Annotated in this window: 20 protein-coding genes; 14 read left to right on the top strand and 6 right to left on the bottom strand. The window is 59.4% G+C overall.

Annotated features, from left to right (window positions below; translation table 11 throughout):
• Positions 1 to 8: 8 nt before the first annotated feature.
• From PH547_RS06040 to hemP, 3 genes are read right to left on the bottom strand one after another with little or no spacing between them, the layout of a single operon-like run.
• Positions 9 to 941 (bottom strand): heme/hemin ABC transporter substrate-binding protein, encoded by a 933-nt coding sequence (locus PH547_RS06040; protein ID WP_104823972.1) that lies wholly within the window; start codon positions 939 to 941, stop codon positions 9 to 11.
• A gap of 10 nt (positions 942 to 951) precedes the next feature.
• Positions 952 to 2,019 carry a hemin-degrading factor gene (locus PH547_RS06045; RefSeq protein ID WP_104823971.1) on the bottom strand — a complete coding sequence of 356 codons (1,068 nt, stop codon included), beginning with the start codon at positions 2,017 to 2,019 and terminating at the stop codon, positions 952 to 954.
• A gap of 9 nt (positions 2,020 to 2,028) precedes the next feature.
• On the bottom strand, positions 2,029 to 2,202 hold the full coding sequence (hemP, locus tag PH547_RS06050; RefSeq protein ID WP_104823970.1) for a hemin uptake protein HemP: 174 nt from the start codon (positions 2,200 to 2,202) through the stop codon (positions 2,029 to 2,031).
• A gap of 194 nt (positions 2,203 to 2,396) precedes the next feature.
• Here hemP and PH547_RS06055 point away from each other — a divergent pair, with 194 nt between their 5' ends.
• From PH547_RS06055 to hmuQ, 5 genes are all read left to right on the top strand, one after another.
• On the top strand, positions 2,397 to 2,843 hold the full coding sequence (locus PH547_RS06055) for a hypothetical protein (RefSeq protein WP_104825177.1): 447 nt from the start codon (positions 2,397 to 2,399) through the stop codon (positions 2,841 to 2,843).
• Between the two features lie 4 nt (positions 2,844 to 2,847).
• Complete coding sequence (locus tag PH547_RS06060; RefSeq protein WP_104823969.1) at positions 2,848 to 4,122, top strand: energy transducer TonB family protein; 1,275 nt, start codon at positions 2,848 to 2,850, stop codon at positions 4,120 to 4,122.
• Between the two features lie 122 nt (positions 4,123 to 4,244).
• Positions 4,245 to 4,643: a DUF2325 domain-containing protein gene (locus PH547_RS06065; protein WP_104823968.1), complete on the top strand. Its 399-nt coding sequence runs from the start codon at positions 4,245 to 4,247 to the stop codon at positions 4,641 to 4,643.
• On the top strand, positions 4,640 to 4,918 hold the full coding sequence (locus PH547_RS06070; protein ID WP_104823967.1) for a hypothetical protein: 279 nt from the start codon (positions 4,640 to 4,642) through the stop codon (positions 4,916 to 4,918). The genes PH547_RS06065 and PH547_RS06070 overlap by 4 nt, the downstream gene beginning before the upstream one ends.
• An 18-nt stretch (positions 4,919 to 4,936) precedes the next feature.
• Positions 4,937 to 5,251, top strand: coding sequence for a heme-degrading protein HmuQ (hmuQ, locus tag PH547_RS06075; RefSeq protein ID WP_104823966.1), 315 nt, complete (start codon positions 4,937 to 4,939; stop codon positions 5,249 to 5,251).
• Positions 5,252 to 5,294: 43 nt separating this feature from the next.
• On the opposite strand, the gene PH547_RS06080 is transcribed toward hmuQ, so the two are convergent.
• The 3 genes from PH547_RS06080 to PH547_RS06090 form a co-directional block, all read right to left on the bottom strand.
• Complete coding sequence (locus PH547_RS06080) at positions 5,295 to 5,672, bottom strand: DUF423 domain-containing protein (RefSeq protein ID WP_285167768.1); 378 nt, start codon at positions 5,670 to 5,672, stop codon at positions 5,295 to 5,297.
• Positions 5,673 to 5,680: 8 nt separating this feature from the next.
• On the bottom strand, positions 5,681 to 6,070 hold the full coding sequence (locus tag PH547_RS06085; protein ID WP_104823964.1) for a group II truncated hemoglobin: 390 nt from the start codon (positions 6,068 to 6,070) through the stop codon (positions 5,681 to 5,683).
• Positions 6,071 to 6,209: 139 nt separating this feature from the next.
• Positions 6,210 to 7,253 carry a substrate-binding domain-containing protein gene (locus PH547_RS06090; protein ID WP_285167769.1) on the bottom strand — a complete coding sequence of 348 codons (1,044 nt, stop codon included), beginning with the start codon at positions 7,251 to 7,253 and terminating at the stop codon, positions 6,210 to 6,212.
• Between the two features lie 135 nt (positions 7,254 to 7,388).
• Here PH547_RS06090 and PH547_RS06095 point away from each other — a divergent pair, with 135 nt between their 5' ends.
• From PH547_RS06095 to PH547_RS06135, 9 genes are all read left to right on the top strand, one after another.
• Positions 7,389 to 8,432: a Gfo/Idh/MocA family protein gene (locus PH547_RS06095; RefSeq protein WP_104823962.1), complete on the top strand. Its 1,044-nt coding sequence runs from the start codon at positions 7,389 to 7,391 to the stop codon at positions 8,430 to 8,432.
• 4 nt (positions 8,433 to 8,436) lie between these two features.
• Entirely contained in the window at positions 8,437 to 9,330 is an 894-nt protein-coding gene (locus PH547_RS06100; RefSeq protein ID WP_104823961.1) for a sugar phosphate isomerase/epimerase family protein, read from the top strand.
• 246 nt (positions 9,331 to 9,576) lie between these two features.
• A complete protein-coding gene (locus tag PH547_RS06105; RefSeq protein ID WP_283046958.1) occupies positions 9,577 to 10,845 on the top strand; it encodes an ABC transporter substrate-binding protein in 1,269 nt (422 codons plus the stop codon).
• A gap of 72 nt (positions 10,846 to 10,917) precedes the next feature.
• Positions 10,918 to 11,820, top strand: a complete 903-nt coding sequence (locus PH547_RS06110; RefSeq protein WP_283046956.1) for a carbohydrate ABC transporter permease — start codon at positions 10,918 to 10,920, stop codon at positions 11,818 to 11,820.
• A gap of 1 nt (position 11,821) precedes the next feature.
• Positions 11,822 to 12,706, top strand: a complete 885-nt coding sequence (locus PH547_RS06115) for a carbohydrate ABC transporter permease (protein WP_104823958.1) — start codon at positions 11,822 to 11,824, stop codon at positions 12,704 to 12,706.
• 53 nt (positions 12,707 to 12,759) lie between these two features.
• Positions 12,760 to 13,860: an ABC transporter ATP-binding protein gene (locus PH547_RS06120; protein WP_283046954.1), complete on the top strand. Its 1,101-nt coding sequence runs from the start codon at positions 12,760 to 12,762 to the stop codon at positions 13,858 to 13,860.
• Positions 13,861 to 13,942: 82 nt separating this feature from the next.
• Complete coding sequence (locus PH547_RS06125) at positions 13,943 to 14,506, top strand: TetR/AcrR family transcriptional regulator (RefSeq protein WP_104825176.1); 564 nt, start codon at positions 13,943 to 13,945, stop codon at positions 14,504 to 14,506.
• Between the two features lie 19 nt (positions 14,507 to 14,525).
• Positions 14,526 to 14,867, top strand: a complete 342-nt coding sequence (locus tag PH547_RS06130) for an SMR family transporter (RefSeq protein WP_104823956.1) — start codon at positions 14,526 to 14,528, stop codon at positions 14,865 to 14,867.
• 204 nt (positions 14,868 to 15,071) lie between these two features.
• Entirely contained in the window at positions 15,072 to 15,857 is a 786-nt protein-coding gene (locus tag PH547_RS06135) for a ThuA domain-containing protein (RefSeq protein WP_285167770.1), read from the top strand.

Raw genomic sequence — 15,857 nt, forward strand, 5'->3', positions numbered from 1 at the left:
GCGCCACCTCAGCCTCCGTAGATCGCGGCGTTCAGCTCGCGCACGGCGCTGGCGGTACGCGGCCCGAAGCCGAGCAGGTGCAGGCCGTCCATGCGGATGATCGCCTTGTGGCTCGCCGCGGGCGTCAGCGAAATCGCCGGCTGCTTCAAGAGGTCGTCCTCTTTTATCGACAGCGGACCTTCGCGATCCATGATCAGGATGACGTCCGGCTTGGCCTCGATGATCGCTTCGTCGGTCAGTGGCTTGTAGCCCGAAAAACTGTCGACGGCATTGATGGCGCCGGCAAGCTTGATGATGCCGTCGGCGGCGGTGGCGCCGCCGGAAGCGAGGATCTTGCCGTTCTGGTTGCTCAGGATGAATAGCACGCGTTTGCGTTCGGCTTCAGGGCGTTTCCCGGAGTCTGTAATCGCAGCGTCGAGATCGGCGGCAACCTTGTCTTCGAGCGCCTTCGCCTTATCCGGCACGCCGAGCAGCGAGCCGACGACGTCGATCTTCTTCAAGATGCCGTCGCGGTCATAAGTTTGCGGTACGGTTTCGAAAGGCACGCTGGCATTGCGCAGCACCGTAAGAGCCTCCGGCGGGCCGGAGCCGTCCACCGCGATGATGGCAGTCGGATTGACGGCTAGGATGCCCTCCGGCGATAGCGCGCGCATATAGCCGACATCAGGCAGCTTGGCTGCCGATTCCGGATACATGCTGGTGGAGTCGCGGGCGATCAGCCTGCCTTCCTCGCCGAGTGCGTAGACGATCTCGGTGACATCGCCGCCAATCGAGACCAGGCGAGACGTGTCGATCTTCGGCGCTTCCGCGGCATGGGCACGCTCGACCAGGCTATAGCCGCCCTTGACCGGGCTTGCGGGGACCAGTGGTAGAGTCATCACCAGCGCCGTCAGCGCGATTTCCCACGGCTTGATGCGCTTGAGGTTCTTCAACATCGTCATGGCCCGATCCTTACGCGGCGACGCTGGCGTCGGCCTTCGGCAGGTTCTCGATGATGGCGCGCCAGTCGGGACGCTCGTCGAAGCCTTCCTTCCGCTTGCCGAAGAACTGGATGATCATCTCGCCTTTGGCGTTGTAGGCTTCGAGCGAGGTGACGTGACCGTCCTTCGTCGGCTTGCGCACGGCCCAGGCCTCGGCAATGTGATCCTGGCGCAGATGCAGATGGAAGGTAGGGTCCATGATGTTGATCCAGGGCCCCATGGCCTGGACGTTGAAAATCGGCCCGGAATGGATCTGCACGATGCCGTCATTGGCGACGAAGCACATGATAGGCAGACCTTCGCGAACGGAAGCATGCATCATCTCAGCGACCGCGTTCGTCTCCAACTTCCAGGCATAATCGTCGCCGACCGTGCGGATCGCCGCCTGGCGGCCGATCTTCAGCTTTTTCAGCATGCCGAAGAATTCATGCGTGTCCGTCATGCGGCTCCAGTGGTCGCGCAGTTCGTCCCGGCTGACATCGCCGTCGATCTCGCCGTTATCGTAGCCCGAGCGATCCTCTAAAAAATCCTGCGACTGATCTTCGAGCCGCAGTTCGGCGACGATGGCGTGATAGGCCTCGACATTCGAGGCGGGGCGCAAATGCACCTTATGAACGGCGTCGCCGGCCTTATCGAAGAATTGCAGGCTGAGCCGCTGCTGGTCGCCATCCGTCTTGGTGACGGCGAAGGCATGCGCCCAGCGCTTCGGGAAGATGCGCAGATCGATGTTTTCGCCGAGCACGATGGCCGCCTGCACGCCTGATTTGATGTTTTCGTAAGCCCCGATCTTTTCATGCACGGCGCTTTCGTTGCGCGACAGCGCCAGGACTTCGCCGAGGGAAGCGACGTGGGCAAGGAACCGGTGGGCATCGGCATCGATACGAATAGCGGAAATGCCGACTTCCGCGGCAACTAGCGCCGCTTCGGAAACGCCCAATCGAGCGGCGATATCGCGCTCGCGCATTTTCGAATTTTCGGCGCGGAAGGCGCGGATATCGGCTGGGGCCAATCGGATCGTTTCTCTAGTCGTCTCAGTCATCTGCAATGCCTATTTGTTGAGAATGAGTTTGCCTTGGCGCGTGATTTTCATCCGGTAGATGATGCCCTCGTGCCTGATCATGATTTCAGTCTGGCCACGAAAAATATCCGTGCTCTCGACAATTCTAATGTGCGGTGCGGCTGTTGGCGGCACCGGCTGTATTGGTGTTTTCTCAGCAATCATCCTGCTTGGTTTGGCCTGAAAATTCATAGGAAGCCGGGTTCTGGTCCGGCCAGATTTATCTTGACTCACATACTCAAGGTTTTCTAAAGACGCAATAGAAGACTGTAAGAGTCAAGTTTAAATTTTGGGCGATGCGCGCAGGAGCATCGATGTTCGATTCGCGTCCGCCAGCAGATATTCAGGAGAGATTGCCGATGCCGACGAAAACGATTTTGGCGCTGGCTGCCGGCGGGCTGTTCACCATTGCCTCCTGCCTCCCGGCCTTCGCGCAAGATGCGACCGCGGCTTCGGCGAATGCGCCGAAGCTCAGTGTCGAACTTAATGCGCTCGTGCCGTCTCAGAAGGGCTGCATGATGACCTTCGTCGCGGAAAACGATCTGGCAACACCGATCGGCAAGATCTCCTTCGAGCTTGCCTTCTTCAACGACAAGAATGCGGTCGACCGCGTGACCGTTCTTGATTTTCGCGACCTGCCGGTCGGCAAGAAGCGGGTGCGGCAATTTGATATGCCCGGTGTGAAGTGCGAGAGTGTCAGCCGCATCATCATCAACGATACGCCGGTGTGCGATGGTCCGGCGGCGGGGCAGTGTAAGGCCGCGCTCACGACGCGTTCACAGCTTTCCGTTCCTTTCGAAGGCTGAGACTATGGCCTCGCGCTCGGTCAAGGTTTCCATCGAGCGTCGCCGCGCCGGCGGTGACATGAATGACAACAATCCGAGTGTGCTTCCCGGCCACGAGCTAGCCGGCCTTGACGGCCTGCCGAGCCCGCCGGCCGCCGAGGCGGTTGTTCATTACAGCCGCTTTGCCCAGATTGGTTCGTTTCCTGCCCATCCGAGTGAGCCCGTGGCGGATGCGTCGGGGCCGCCCAGCATGGATCTGTCGGCGGAGAGACCGGATCGCGTCCTCGCGCTGGGTAAGAGAACAGTCACCTTCGCCTGCGTAGGCTCCTTCCTCTTTCACGCTGCCATTGTCGCCGCTTTGTTGGTGACGATGGTTGCAACGCCCGAAGATGCTGTGGAAGAGGCAGGCGATACCGTCAGCGTCATCATGCTCGGCAGCTCCGATATGGACCAGATGTCGGCAGGCGAGGAAAGCAAGGACCCGCAGCCCGAAGAGATAACGGCAGATGCCGTGCAGCCGGAGACGGTGCAGCCAGCCGATGTAACGCCCGCAGAAACGGAAGCTGTTCAGCCGATGCCTCAAACCATGGAGGCCGCACAGCCGTCGCAACAGGTGTCCCCGGAAACGGTCGTCAGCCCGGAGCCGGAGGTGCTGGCGACGCAGGCGCCGGCCGAGACGACAGTGGTTCAGCCGATGACGGCATCTGTCCAGCCGACAGATGCTGAGTCTACCGAAGTCCGACCCGCGGAACCGGTTGAAGTGCAGCCGACGGAAACTGCACAAGCGGCCATACCGCCCACTGAAGTGGTGACCCCGGTCGAAAAACCGGCTCAACAAGCCAAGCCTGTCGAGAAGCCGAAAGACGTCGTCAAGAAGCCGGTGCCGAAGGCCGTAAAGAAGGCCGGCTCGGGCGGTGAGAGCGAGCAGGATTCGAAGAAGGGTTCTGCAGAAGGCACCGAAACCGCGCAGTCGAATACCAATTCGCTAACCGATGGCCAGCGCAGCGGCTCAGGCAGTGCGGCCGTTGCCAATTATCCAGGCAAAGTGCAGTCCCGCATTCGCCGCGCTGTCCGCCTGTCGTCGAAATACGAAAAGGGCATAACGGTTCGTGTGCGTCTGACGATCGGTTCGGGCGGTGAGCTCAGTTCCCTCTCCGTAGCGCGGAGTTCCGGCATTCCTGAACTGGATGAAGCCGTTACCGATGGTGTTCGCCGCGCCGCGCCGTTTCCGCCGCTGCCACCGGAATGGGGCAAGCCTAGCTGGTCCTTCACGCAAGAGGTTCAGGTGACAGGGCGATAGCCAGCAATAAAATATGACATAAATTATCAACTTTATACTTTACTGCAAAAATCAACTTTAATATGGTCCGCTTGCGCTCGCCGGAATCGAGCGCGCAAGAGCAACCAGCAAACGGGTGATGCATGGCGCGTAAGGGGAAAAAGGATTTTGGCCGCGATAGCAGCGAGGCGCAAACGCCGGCGCAGGTATCGGCAAGATCCAGTCTCGACGGGCGCAGTTTCCTTTATGTCGGCGGCCGGGATTGCCAGGTGGCGCATCTTCGTCAGATCGCCAGCAGTTTTGGCGCTGAGCTGATCCACCACGACGGCGGCTTGCGCGAGGCCGTGTCGCGCATCGACACCGTGCTGCCCTCCGTCGACTGCGTCTTCTGCCCGATCGACTGTATCAGTCACGATGCCTGCCTGCGGGTGAAGACCGGCTGCAAGAAATTCGGCAAGGCTTTCATACCCTTGCGCAACGGCAGCAAGTCGAGCCTCGAGCGGGCGCTACAGACGATGAACGAACGAGACAATTCCCGATGACTGACAAAGGCCCTGACGGGTTCATGATGATCGGCCTGCACAGGCTGGCCTCGCAGAAGGGCGACGGCTTGGTGCCGGAACTCTACGAGCTGCTGATGCGCCGCGCCGAAGAGCGACGGCAGGCTCCGAACGTGACGGCTTTTCCCTTTTGGCAAACGCGGCTTCCAGGCGAAGAACCGGAGACGCCGCTCGGCATTTCTGCGCGCGACGGCACGAATGTCATTGCCTTTACACAGCAGCCGGGCAAAACTGCCGAGCGCCGCAAGAAGGTCTGACTGTCGGGAGATCCAGCCATGTATATTGCGATGAACCGCTTCAAGGTCGTCATCGGTTCCGAGAGCGCTTTTGAAGCCGTCTGGAAAGGTCGCGATTCACGGTTGGAAGAGGTCCCGGGTTTCGTAGAATTCCGCCTGCTGCGCGGCGGCACAAATGTGGAAGAGGGCTTTACGCTGTTTTCCTCGCATACGATCTGGCGCACCGAAGAGGATTTCCTCAACTGGACCAAATCCGAGAATTTCCGCATGGCGCACCGCAACGCCGGAGATAACAAGGCGCTCTATTGGGGACCGCCTCGCTTCGAGGGATTCAATGTGGTCGCCGGGGTTTGACGGCGTCGCTACATATCAGTCAGGCGAGATAATCGGCGGTTCTTCAAGCTTCCGTCACGGCTCTTTTAAAGAACGCTCCCAGAGTCACCACAGCCCAACCCGCTATCATGCCGAGCCCTCCTGTTGGTGCGGCCAATGGGAAAAGCGAGTCACCGCCGAAATGGCGGCTGATGAGATCGCCGGCAAAGATCAGTGTTCCCAACCCAAGCAGCACCGCCGCCACCGGCGCGGTGCGGATGCGATCGTATCCGGCATAGAGGGCAAGCAGGGCAGGGGCATGGGCCAGGCACATGGTTGCGGCAGAGCCGAGAAAATGCGCATCGCCGCCATGGGATGCTGCCGCCGCAAGCGCGACACCGGCGCCGCCGAGAATGCCGGCGACAAACAGGGTGAGCGGACGGATTGTGGCGCTGAAGCTCATGTCTTTTCTCATTCCCGGTTCTGCATATGAAAGGCGAGGCGCTCGATCGGCTCCCAGATGATGGCCCGAAGCTTCTCGTTCTCGATGGTTTCGTCCATGGCGCGGCGGAAGCAGAGGAGCCATTCGTCGCGTTCGCTAGGCCCAATCGCGGCAACGAAATGGCGGCTGCGCAGGCGCGGATGACCGCGCTTTTCGATATAGAGCTGCGGTCCGCCAAGATAGCCGGTCAGATATTCGTAGAGCTTTTCTTCGGAGCCTTCGAGGCTTGGCGGATGCACGGCGCGGCAGTTTGCTGCTTCCGGCAACGTATCCATTAGTTCGTAGAAGCGCGCCGTCAGCGCCCGCACGGTCCGGTCGCCGCCGATTGCCTGGTAAAGTGTGATAGTCTCTTCGCTCAAATGCCAGCCCCCATTCGCTGCGCTCTACATGGCAACTCGTGAGGCTGGCTGCAACTGTCGATAGCCTGCATGCGGCGTTTCGGCGCTGCAGTGGCATGATCTTGTTTAAAAGCTGCTCCGCATCTTCCGAGATCGTGCGCTATTCCGCCGCCGTCAGATGGAAACTGTCGCTTTCCCCAGGGATGAGTTCGAGCGGCCAGATCGTCTGGCGCGTTTTCCTGGGATATTCCTGGCTGTAGGCGGGCATGCCGGAAAGCAGGATTTCGGCCAGTTCGACGCCGAGGTCGTGCAGTGAGGTGCGAAAGCAGGTCAGTGCCGGTTGCAGGAATTTGGCGCGCGGCGCCTCGCGGAAGCTGACGACGGCAATATCGCGTCCCGGAATGATGCCGGCTTCCATCATGCGCCGATAGAGGCCGATAGCCATCAGTTCGTAGATCAGGATCACGGCCGTTGGCCTTTGTTCGAGCCGCAACAGCTCGTCGGCGACTTGATACCCACCCTGTTCGCTCGATTTGGCGCGAATGACCAAGGCCGGGTCGTAGGCGATGCGATGCCGCTCCAGCGCGCGGCGATAGCCTTCCACGAAAACGAAGCCGAGATTGATGTCGCTAGCGGGGGCGCTGATGGCGATGCGGCGATGTCCATGCGCCACGAGCCGGTCGACTGCGCAGTTGACGACGCCGTCGAAATCGAGGTCTGCCCATGGATGCTGCGTGCCCGAAAGGCTGCGCCCGAGTGCTACGAAAGGGATCTTCGCCTTGGCGAGCAAGTCGAAACGCTTGTCGACGCGATGCGTCTCCGAAATGATGAGCGCATCGGCGATGCGTCTCGCCACCATGCGCTTCAGATATTCATAGGGGTCTTCGTCATGCGGACAGGGCAACATGATCAGATCGAGCTTGTGGCGCGACAATACGCTCTGCAGCCCGCCTGTTACGGTCAAAAAGAAATTATCGCTGTTTTCAACAGTCTCCCTGCTGGATTGGATCATCAGCCCAATGACGTTCGTCGTGCCTTGCCGCAGGCTGCGCCCTGATTGGTTCGCCACATAGCCAAGCTGTTCTGCGGCGGCGAGTACGCGCTTGCGGGTCTCCTCGTTGACATCAGGCTTGCCGTTCAACGCGCGTGATACTGTGCCGATCGAGATATCGAGATGCTCGGCAAGCTGACGAATTCCCTTCATCGGCTGCGGTCTTCCTCCATGCGCCATTTTCCATAGTCCTCCTCTATTGACACAGGAAAATCTTTTCGCATAGTATCGTAAACGTTTACGGAGCGCGTGTCATGAGGGGTTACGCACCGCCCGCTGGAGGACATCGTGAAATTTAATGCCATTTTGTGCGGGTGCGGAGCTATGTCCAAGGGCTGGCTCAGGGCCATCACCTTGACGCCGGCGCTTGCCGAATCCATTCAGATCGTCGGCCTGGTCGACCTCAATCGGGCGACGGCGGAAGGTCTTGCGAAGGAATTTGGTCTTGAACATGCCGTCATCGGCTCGGACCTTGCCGAGGTTATCGCCGCGACCAAGGCCGATCTGGTGTTCGACGTCGTCATCCCCGCCGCCCGTTTCGGTGTCGTATCGACGGCCCTGAAGGCCGGTTGCCATGTCCTGAGTGAAAAACCGATGGCAACCTCGCTCGCCGAGGGCGCCGCCCTTATCGATCTCGCCGCCGAGACCGGCAGGGTGCATGCCATCATCCAGAACCGCCGCTTCATCTCCGGCGTGCGCCGCATGCGACGCTTTGTGGAGGAGGGGGCGATCGGCGAACTTACGGGCGTCCATTGCGATTTCTTCCTCGGCCCCCATTTCGGCGGGTTTCGTGAGGAGATGGACAATGTGCTGCTGCTCGACATGGCGATCCATACTTTCGATGCCGCCCGCTTCGTTTCCGGCAAGGTGCCTGTCTCGGTCTACTGCGTAGAAAAGAACCCGGTGGGGTCCTGGTACAAGCATGGCGCATCGGCCCATGCTCTCTTCGATTTTTCCGACGATGTCGTCTTCAGCTATCGCGGCTCCTGGTGTGCCGAAGGTAAGCGTACGAGCTGGGAGAGCCAATGGCGCCTCACCGGCAGCAAGGGCATGCTGACCTGGGACGGCGAGGAGCATTTCGAAGCCAGTGTCGCCGGCAACGAACCGGGGCTGTTGCATGGCTTCACCCCGATCGAGGTTCTCGGCCCGAAGCATGAAGAAGAGACGCATGGCCATGCCAGCGTTATCGCCTCCTTCATCGAAGCGATCAAAACCGGCAAGCCGCCCGAGACCGTAAGCAGTGACAACATTCGCAGCCTCGCCATGGTTCTCGGCGCGATCGAGAGCGCCCAGACGGGCCGGCGCGTCGATATTTCAGCACAAGGACAGTGACATCATGACAAATCCGGCAAAGGCCATCCGCATCGGCACGATGATCAGGGCGACGAACGAGGATGCCGCCAAGGGCATCGCCAAGATCGCCGATCTGGGCTTCGAAAGCTTTGAACCCTTCTTCTGGCAGACGACCAACGGCCAGAACCTTGCGGAACTCGGCAAACGCTGCATCGCCGCCATCGGCGACCGCGACATCACCATTTCGACGATCGGCATGTTCGGCAATCCGCTCGAAAGCACCGAGCTCGACCAGCAGACGCTGCAGGGCTGGAAGGATTGCATCGACAACGCCCATCATTTCGGCGCCACCTGCGTTGCAGGTTTTACCGGCCGCATCCGCAACAAGCCGCTCACCGACAGCCTGCCGCGCTACAAGCAGGTGTGGAGCGAACTTGCCAAGCGCGCCGCTGACAAAGGCATCAAGATCGCCTTTGAAAATTGCGCCATGGATGGCAACTGGGCCACCGGCGACTGGAACATCGCGCATAACCCCGATGCCTGGGAATTGATGTTCAACGAGACGCCCGACGACAATCTCGGCCTGGAGTGGGAGCCGTGCCATCAGATGGTCTATCTGATCGAGCCGCTGCCGCAGATCCGTAAATGGGCAAAGAAGATCTTCCACGTCCATGGCAAGGATGCGACGATCCGCTGGGACGTCATCCGCGAACACGGCATTTTCGGCAAGGAGAAGTTCGTCTTCATGCGCACGCCGGGCTTTGGCGACAGCAATTGGACGGACATCATCTCCGAGCTGCGCCTGGCCGGCTGGTCCGGTTCGATCGACATCGAAGGCTGGCATGATCCGGTTTATCGCGATGCGCTGGAAATGACTGGCCAGATCCACGGTCTGAACTATCTGAAGAAGAGTCGCGGTGGCGAATTCGTCGAATAGGACGCGACCGTTTGGATCGGGATCGATTTAAGAAAAGAGTTGTGCGTTAATCGAGGGGCTGGAGCGGCGCTTTGTAACGCTCCAGACCGGCCCGGACATCGAAACGGAGGAGCGTTGAGAGGTCTGAAGACTGTTTGCCGGGTTAGGTTGGCGGACAGACGTAAAGTCGAGAGGAACGCGCCGACAGGCATCGCGAGCCATGCCGTCGGACGGGTACCGTCAGGTTCGCGAAGTGGAGGAGAATATATGAACATGTTTTCGAAGCTGGCGCTCACCGCCGGCATGTCGCTCCTGTTGGCTGCCGGTGTGGCGCAAGCCCAGAGCAAGACATTTAACGTCTGGTGGTACGAGCTGCCGGATACTGCCCAGGCCAAGGCATGGACGCAGGCGCTGGGCGAACTGAAAGCCAAGCATCCCGACATCACTATCAATTTCGAACAGAAGACCTTCGAGCAGCTACAGAAGGCTGGCAGCCTCATCCTTAATTCGGATCAGGCGCCGGACGTGCTCGAATATAACAAGGGTAACGCCACGGCCGGCCTCGTCGCTTCGCAGGGGCTGCTGACGCCGCTCGACGATGAATTCAAGTCGCGCGGTTGGGACAAGATCCTCAACGAAACCAATACGCAGCTCAGCAAATATGATGAGAACGGCATCTATGGCTCCGGCCCGATGATCGGCATTCCTGCCTACGCCGAATTCGTCTCGGTATTCTATAATATCGACATGTTCCAGGCCAATGGCGTGAAGGTGCCCACCACCCTGGACGAGTTCGAGGCCGCTCTCGATACTTTCAAGAAGAAGGGCATTACGCCGCTCGCCTATGGCACGGTCGATTCCAACGCGCAGCATCTGCTTTACACGCTGGCGCTGACGCAGGCGGATGACACCTGGGTCAAGAACTACCAGGGCCTCAAGGCGCCGCTCGACACCAAGCCCTTCCTGTTTGCTGCTCAGAAGATCGTCGACTGGGTCAGCAAGGGTTACATCTCCAAGGATTCGACCGGTCTCAAGGGCACCGGCGGTGCCGATAACCTGTTCTCGTCCGGTAAATCGCCGATGTTTGTCAGCGGCACCTGGAACAACGGCAATTTCGCGACCAATATCAAGAACTTCAAGTGGAGCCAGTTCATCTTCCCGACGCCGAAATACAGCACCGGCTCCACGGGCAGCATGTTCATGGTGCCGAAGAGCGCCAAGAACAAGGATCTTTCCTATGAGTTCATCGATCTGGTGTTGAGCAAGACAAACCAGAACGCGCAGGCAAATCTTGGCGGTGTCGCCATTGCCGCCGATCCGGCCGCCATCACCGATGAAGTCGGCAAGCGCAACGTGGAGCTTTTCAACCAGATTTCCAGCAAGGGTGGCCTCGGCTTCTATCCGGACTGGCCGGTGCCTGGCTATTACGAGCTTCTCATCCAGGCAACCACCGGTCTGGTGAATGGCTCGGCGACGCCCGATCAGTTCGTCGCGCGCCTGAAGAAGGCCTACGACGACGTGCAGGCGGCTCAATAAAACCATCGGCGGCAATTCATGGCGGCGGGACGGCTTCAATGCCGCCTCGCCGTATCGAACTGGAGGAATTCGATGGAGAAGTCGCAGAACGCCGGGAGAGCAGGGTACTACCTTTACATGATCCCAGGCATGCTGGGATTTATCCTGGTGGTGCTCGTGCCGCTGATTGCCAATTTCGCGATCAGCTTTACCACCTGGAAAGGCGGAAACATTGCACCACGCTATGTCGGAGTCGAGAATTACCAACGGCTGCTCGCCGATGCGGTGTTCTGGGGTTCGATTCAGCACACGCTTCTGTTCATCATTTCGATGACGATCGTGCCCATTCTTCTTGGATTGGTTCTGGCGGCGGTCCTGTTCGACTATATCAGCGCCCAATTCAGCGAGGCTTGGTCGAGTTTCTTCCGCGCCGGCTTCTATCTGCCGCAGATTTTGCCGCTGACGGCCGCGGGCGTCCTCTGGGCGTGGATCCTCAATCCGATCGGCATCATCAATGCGGTACTGAAAGGGATAGGCCTCGATTTCATGGCGCAGAACTGGCTAGGGGATGCAAGCTATGCGCTCTGGGCCGTTTCCGCCGTCATCGTTTGGGTGCAGGTCGGCTATTGCCTGGTGGTGTTCATGTCAGGATTGGCGCGCGTGGACCCTTCGCTTTATGAAGCTGCCGAACTCGACAATGCGAGCTGGTTCGGGCGTTTCCGTTACATCACGATCCCTATGCTCATGCCGGAGATTTTTGTCGTCGCGCTTACGACGCTGATTGCGGCACTGAAGGTCTTCGCGCCGATCTACGTTCTGACGTCCGGCGGCCCGGACAATGCGACGACGGTGCCTTCCTACCTGTCTTACTATCATTTCTTCACGACAAACCGCGTCGGCTATGCAGCGGCGATCGCGACCTTGCAGACTGCAATGACGATCGTCCTCGGCATCGTCTTCCTGCGCATGCAGTCGAAACAAGAGGGAGGACGCTGACATGACGACCACGGCTTCGCTTTCGACCGAGGTTGCATCGGAAATGCATGTGCATCACGGCCAGAAGAAGGGCCTTGCCCGCTGGATCGTCCTCGCTATCCTGCTCGTCTTCCTAGCTGCTACGCTCTTTCCGTTCCTGCTGGCGGCTTTGAACGCGATCAAGACGCCGACGGACTATGCAGCCAATGGTCCGCTTGCCTTGCCGCATAGTTTCGACCTGACGGCGCTCAAGAACTTCTGGACGACGGTCGACTTCACCCGCAAGCTCTTCAATAGCATTCTGATCAGCGGATGCACCGCCATACTGGCTGTCGTCCTCAGCCTGCTCAATGCCTATGCCATCGGCATCGGACGCGTGCGGGGCGGAAAGGCATTGCTGGTGGTCCTGCTGATTTCCATCATGGCCCCGCAGGAAGCACTGGTTTATCCGCTTTACTACATGGCCAAGCAGGTCGGTCTGTTCGACTCGATGCTCTCCGTGATCCTGATCATCGGCGTCTTGCACACCGCATTCGGCACTTATCTTCTGTCATCGGTCCTGACGACGTTCCCACGGGAGATCATCGAGGCGGCGCAGATCGACAATGCCAGCCGCTGGCAGATCCTCTGGATGGTGATCGTGCCGGTTCTGCGGCCGACGCTTGCCGTGCTGGCAACTTTCTTCTTCATCTGGACCTGGAACGAGTTCCTGATTCCCCTGGTTTTCCTGGTCTCCAACAATAACCAAACGGTCTCCGTCGCCATGGGCGTGTTGTCCGGCGCCAATACGCAGGATCCGACCGCGATTGCGGCGGCATCCTTGCTCGGCGTCACACCGACGGTGATCTTCTTCCTGATTTTCCAACGCACGCTGACGCGTGGCGTCGCGGTTGGCGCTGTCAAGTAGGCCGAGGGACAAGGCAGGTCTGACGAAGTTCAATTCTCCTGGAGGAGGAAAAAGTGGCTGGTATCAACATCAAATCCCTCACCAAGCATTTCGGTGCGGTGCAGGTTCTCAACGACATCGACCTGACCATTCAGCGCGGGGAGTTTGTCGTGTTCCTGGGTGGGTCCGGTTGCGGCAAGTCGACTTTGCTGCGGATGATTGCCGGGCTTGAATCGATTACGAGCGGCGAAATCTGGATCGGGGGCAAGCGCGTCGACCAGCTCCCGCCTGGCGAGCGCGGCGTATCGATGGTGTTCCAGTCCTATGCGCTTTATCCACATATGACCGTTCGCGACAACATGTCGTTCGGCCTCCGGAACATCAAGACGCCGAAGGCGGAGATCGCAAAGCGCATCGATGCCGCCGCCAAGATATTGGAGATGCCGCATCTGCTGGATCGCAAGCCGTCCGAACTCTCCGGCGGCCAGCGCCAACGTGTCGCCATCGGTCGTGCCATCGTGCGCGAGCCCGAGGTTTTCCTGTTCGACGAGCCGCTGTCCAACCTCGATGCCGGCCTGCGCACCCGCACCCGTGTCGAGCTCGCTCAATTGCATGAACGACTGGGCGCAACGATGGTCTTCGTTACGCACGACCAAGTGGAGGCGATGACGCTTGCCGACCGGATCGTGCTGCTGAACAACAAGAAGATCGAACAGGTGGCCACGCCGGTGGAGATCTATACGCGGCCCGCGACGCGCTATGTCGCTCAATTCGTCGGCTCTCCGGGCATGAACTTCGTCAATGTAGCCAATGTCGGCGAAGCCGGCGGCTTTGCGACGGCGACCTTGCCCGATGGATCTGTTATCAAGACGTCGGTTCCGCTGAACGGTATAACGCGGTCCGAACTGACGCTCGGCATCCGGCCCGAATATCTGGTGGTCACGACGGAGGAGGAGGGCGACATTGCCGGCACCGTCGAGACGGTGGAGCGATTGGGTGACCGCTCGCTCGTCCATGTCAGGCTGAAGGACGGCTCGAAGATCATCGGGACCGACCCGGGCATGACCACCATTGCCACGGGGGCGCCGATCGCCTTTACGGTCAATAGTGCGAAGCTGACAATCTTCGACCAGAACGATGTTGCCCATCATTCCGCGATCGAGAGTACGCACTAGCAGCCGAGAATAATTGCTGCCGCCGGCGCAGAGTGTCAAACCTGCCATTGACGAAACCGTCTATTTGGTATGTTATGTTGGCATGTCTGACGCGCACCACAGAAAGAAGCAGCCTTTGCTCGTCCGCCAGCAGTTGCTGGAGGTGGCGGCGCGGCTTGCATCGGAGAAGGGGATGACGGCGGTGACGCTGGATGCCGTTTCCGGTGCCTCCGGCGTGAGCAAGGGCGGGCTGCTGCATCATTTTCCCAACAAGAATACCCTTTTGGAGGCGTTGTTCGACAGCCTGCTCGAGCGCCTAGACCGGGCCATCGAAGAGGCGATGCGGGCCGATCCGTTGCCGCATGGGCGTTTTACCCGCGGCTACCTCCGCGCCTGCCTCGCGCTTCGCGACCAGCCACAGGAAACAAAGGACTGGGCGCAGGTGACGATGGTGCTGCTCAGCGAACCGCAGTTGCGGCAGCGCTGGCGGAACTGGGTGCGCGAGCGCAGCGAGGAATATGTCGGCACGGACTCCTCGGCGGATGCCGCGATCGTGCGGCTGGCGACCGATGGGCTCTGGCTTGCCGACCTTCTCGGCAGCCATGAGATGGATGAGAGCGCCCGTGAAAAACTGATCGACCGGCTGATCGAACTCACGCAGCTTTAGAAATCAAGGGAAGACCGTAATGGCGAATGCATCTGTCTATGCGATGCTGCTGGTAGCGATTGTACTGGAAGTGATCGGTACGACGGCTCTGCAGATGTCGCAGCAGTTCACCCGCCTCGGTCCCTCGATTGTGCTTGTACTGTGTTACGTTGCCGCCTTCTATTTCCTATCGCTCACGCTGCGCGTCATCCCGGTTGGCATCGCCTATGCCATCTGGAGCGCGCTCGGCATCGTGCTGATCTCTGTTGTCGGCCTGGTATTTTTCCGCCAGAAACTCGATCTGGCCGCCATTATCGGCCTCGGGCTGATCATCGCCGGCGTGCTCGTGGTCAATCTTTTTTCGAAATCCGTGTCGCATTAGAGCGCGTTACACACCTTACATTCACGGTTTATATCATATGACCGAAAACGTTTTCGGTTGCGGCGATTTTGCCTTTGTCAAATCGCTAATGAGCGGCTATGTCTTTCGCTCAGGAGGCCGAGAGGAGAGTTGAGCGGCTATTTCTCAAAGCGCTTTGGATCGGCCAACCTATTCCATTAAGTGTGTTTTTAGAGGAGCACCGAAATGACCATTCGCACCGTCGTTTGGGGGGAGAATATCCATGAGCAAACCAACAAGGTCGTCGCTGAGATTTATCCGGAAGGCATGCATACGACGATCGCTAAGGCGTTGAATAAGGATGCCGGCATAGAGGCGACGACTGCGACGCTGCAGGAGCCCGAGCATGGTCTGAGCGAGGCACGGCTGAAGGACACGGATGTCCTCGTCTGGTGGGGGCATAAGGACCACGGCGCCGTAAAGGACGAAATCGTCGAGCGTGTCGCCAAGCGCGTCTGGGAAGGCATGGGCCTTCTCGTGCTGCATTCCGGCCATTTCTCGAAAATCTTCAAGCGGCTAATGGGCACGCCCTGCGCATTGAAGTGGCGCGAGGCCGGCGAGCGCGAGCGTCTTTGGGTCATTAATCCGCGCCATCCGATCGCCGCCGGCCTTGGCGAGCATTTCGAGCTGGAAAACGAGGAAATGTATGGCGAACAGTTCTCCGTTCCGGAGCCGCTGGAAACGGTGTTCATTTCCTGGTTCCAGGGCGGCGAAGTTTTCCGCTCCGGCATGACCTGGCGTCGCGGCGCGGGCAATATCTTCTATTTCCGCCCCGGCCACGAGACCTATCCGACCTATCACAATGAGACCGTGCAGAAGGTGCTGATCAACGGCGTCAAGTGGGCGCACAATCCGCTCGGCACGCAGGCGAGCATCCATGATGCGCCGAATGTCCCGGTCGAAAAGGCGCTGGAGCCGATCGTCGAACGTGGCCCGAAACTCCACCAGGCCGGCGAAGCCGGTTATCGCTGA

Source organism: Rhizobium cerradonense (assembly GCF_030182455.1).
Taxonomy (GTDB): Bacteria; Pseudomonadota; Alphaproteobacteria; order Rhizobiales; family Rhizobiaceae; genus Rhizobium.

Excerpts from the sequence above, each read along its gene's own strand:
- PH547_RS06040 (WP_104823972.1), bottom strand. The coding sequence starts at position 941 with ATGACGATGTTGAAGAACCTCAAGCGCATCAAGCCGTGGGAAATCGCG.
- PH547_RS06045 (WP_104823971.1), bottom strand. The coding sequence starts at position 2,019 with ATGACTGAGACGACTAGAGAAACGATCCGATTGGCCCCAGCCGATATC.
- hemP (WP_104823970.1), bottom strand. The coding sequence starts at position 2,202 with ATGATTGCTGAGAAAACACCAATACAGCCGGTGCCGCCAACAGCCGCA.
- PH547_RS06055 (WP_104825177.1), top strand. The coding sequence starts at position 2,397 with ATGCCGACGAAAACGATTTTGGCGCTGGCTGCCGGCGGGCTGTTCACC.
- PH547_RS06060 (WP_104823969.1), top strand. The coding sequence starts at position 2,848 with ATGGCCTCGCGCTCGGTCAAGGTTTCCATCGAGCGTCGCCGCGCCGGC.
- PH547_RS06065 (WP_104823968.1), top strand. The coding sequence starts at position 4,245 with ATGGCGCGTAAGGGGAAAAAGGATTTTGGCCGCGATAGCAGCGAGGCG.
- PH547_RS06070 (WP_104823967.1), top strand. The coding sequence starts at position 4,640 with ATGACTGACAAAGGCCCTGACGGGTTCATGATGATCGGCCTGCACAGG.
- hmuQ (WP_104823966.1), top strand. The coding sequence starts at position 4,937 with ATGTATATTGCGATGAACCGCTTCAAGGTCGTCATCGGTTCCGAGAGC.
- PH547_RS06080 (WP_285167768.1), bottom strand. The coding sequence starts at position 5,672 with ATGAGCTTCAGCGCCACAATCCGTCCGCTCACCCTGTTTGTCGCCGGC.
- PH547_RS06090 (WP_285167769.1), bottom strand. The coding sequence starts at position 7,253 with ATGAAGGGAATTCGTCAGCTTGCCGAGCATCTCGATATCTCGATCGGC.
- PH547_RS06100 (WP_104823961.1), top strand. The coding sequence starts at position 8,437 with ATGACAAATCCGGCAAAGGCCATCCGCATCGGCACGATGATCAGGGCG.
- PH547_RS06105 (WP_283046958.1), top strand. The coding sequence starts at position 9,577 with ATGAACATGTTTTCGAAGCTGGCGCTCACCGCCGGCATGTCGCTCCTG.
- PH547_RS06110 (WP_283046956.1), top strand. The coding sequence starts at position 10,918 with ATGGAGAAGTCGCAGAACGCCGGGAGAGCAGGGTACTACCTTTACATG.
- PH547_RS06115 (WP_104823958.1), top strand. The coding sequence starts at position 11,822 with ATGACGACCACGGCTTCGCTTTCGACCGAGGTTGCATCGGAAATGCAT.
- PH547_RS06125 (WP_104825176.1), top strand. The coding sequence starts at position 13,943 with ATGTCTGACGCGCACCACAGAAAGAAGCAGCCTTTGCTCGTCCGCCAG.
- PH547_RS06130 (WP_104823956.1), top strand. The coding sequence starts at position 14,526 with ATGGCGAATGCATCTGTCTATGCGATGCTGCTGGTAGCGATTGTACTG.
- PH547_RS06135 (WP_285167770.1), top strand. The coding sequence starts at position 15,072 with ATGACCATTCGCACCGTCGTTTGGGGGGAGAATATCCATGAGCAAACC.